The following is a 1,696-nucleotide window of genomic DNA, read 5'->3' on the forward strand; positions in this document are numbered from 1 at the left end:
CACGAAGGACGGATCGGTGCCGGCCTGCTGGAGCACCATGGTGACCATCGAGGTGGTGGACGTCTTGCCGTGGGTGCCCGCGACCGCCACCGTACGGCGGCCGGTCATCGCCGCGGCGAGCGCCTCGGACCGGTGCAGCACCCGCAGGCCCCGCCGGCGCGCCTCCACCATCTCCAGGTGGTCCTGCGGGATCGCCGAGGAGTAGACGACCGTGTCCACGCCGTCGAGGTTGGACGCCTCGTGGGTGGAGTGGATGGTGCCGCCGAGCGCCCGCAGGCCGGCCAGCGACGGCCACTCCCGCAGCTCGCTGCCGGAGACCGGCAGACCCCGGGTGAGGAACAACCGGGCCAGCCCGGCCATCCCGACCCCGCCCACGCCGATCAGATGGATCCGGCCCAGGTCCTCCGCCGTCATGGTGCCGGCGGGCGTGAACTGCGCGGTGTTCATCAGACGTACCTTCCCGTCGCGGTTTCCCTCATCAGCGGGCCACCGCCTCGTAGACGAAGTTCAGCAGCGCCACGTCGCCGTCGCGGCGGCCGTAGCCGGCTGCCGCCTGGCTCATCGCCCAGAGCCGCTGCGGGTCCCGGATCAGCGGGATCACCGTCCGCTCCACCCAGGCCGGGGTCATCTCGGCGTCGTCGACCAGCAGACCGCCGCCCGCCTCCACCACCGGCAGCGCGTTGCGCTTCTGCTCCTGGTTGCTGTGCGGGTAGGGCACGTAGACGGTGGGCAGTCCGATCGCGGCCACCTCGGCGCAGGTCATCGCGCCGCCCCGGGCCAGCATCAGATCGGCGGCGGCGTAGCCCAGCTCCATCTCGGACAGGTACGGCAGCGTGACGTACGGCACCGGCAGGTCGGTGGGCACCGAGACCGGCTCGTTGCGGGCGCCGATGACGTGCAGCACCTGCACGCCGTTGCGGGCCAGCTCCTTCGCCGCGCCGGACACGGCCAGGTTGATCGAGCGGGCGCCCTGCGAGCCACCGGCGACGAACAGCACCGGCAGGTCGGGACGGAGTCCGAAGTGGGCGCGGGCGGCGTCACGCAGGGCGGCCCGGTCCAGCCCGGCGATGCCCCGGCGCAGCGGCACGCCCACCACCCGGGCGTCGCGCAACGCCTCGGCCTGGGCCGGCTGGTGCGGGAAACCCACCGCGACGTTCTTGGTGAACTTCATCCCGAGCCGGTTCGCCACGCCCGGCGGCACGTTCACCTCGTGGATGACGATCGGCAGCTCCCGCCGCCACGCGGCCAGGTAACCGGGCACCGAGACGTACCCGCCGAAGCCGACCACGGCGTCGGCCTGGACCTCGTCGATCACCTTGCCCGCGGCGCGGGCCGCCTTCCACATCCGGTCCGGGGTGCGCACCAGGCTCATGTTCACCGACCGGGGAAGCTGGTACGCCGGGATCTGCCGCAGGTCGTAGCCGGCCGGCGGGATCAGCTCGTTCTCCAGCCCCTTCGGTGTGCCCAGACAGGTGATCCGGACGCTCGGGTCGTGTCGGCGCAGGCAGTCGGCGAAGGCGAGCAGCGGGTAGATGTGCCCGCCCGTACCCCCTCCGCAGAGCACCACCGAACGCAGCGGACCCATCAGCGTCTCCTCTCGCTCGCCGCGCCGGTGCGCGCCCGGTCGGACCGGGCGCCGCGGGGCGCGGCCTGATCGTCCTGCCGCCGCTGCCGGGACCGGGGCACGGACCCTCGG

Annotated in this window: 2 protein-coding genes; both read right to left on the reverse strand. The window is 73.4% G+C overall.

What is annotated here, in order from left to right:
- Nucleotides 1-447 (reverse strand): Mur ligase domain-containing protein (locus tag KBX39_RS30575; protein WP_247660772.1); only part of this gene is annotated, 447 nt, incomplete at its 3' end.
- 31 nt (nucleotides 448-478) lie between these two features.
- Entirely contained in the window at nucleotides 479-1,585 is a 1,107-nt protein-coding gene (murG, locus tag KBX39_RS30580; RefSeq protein WP_043329477.1) for an undecaprenyldiphospho-muramoylpentapeptide beta-N-acetylglucosaminyltransferase, read from the reverse strand.
- Nucleotides 1,586-1,696 lie beyond the last annotated feature (111 nt).

This window comes from Micromonospora sp. D75, from assembly GCF_018070405.1.
In the GTDB taxonomy this organism is placed as follows: domain Bacteria; phylum Actinomycetota; class Actinomycetes; order Mycobacteriales; family Micromonosporaceae; genus Micromonospora; species Micromonospora chalcea.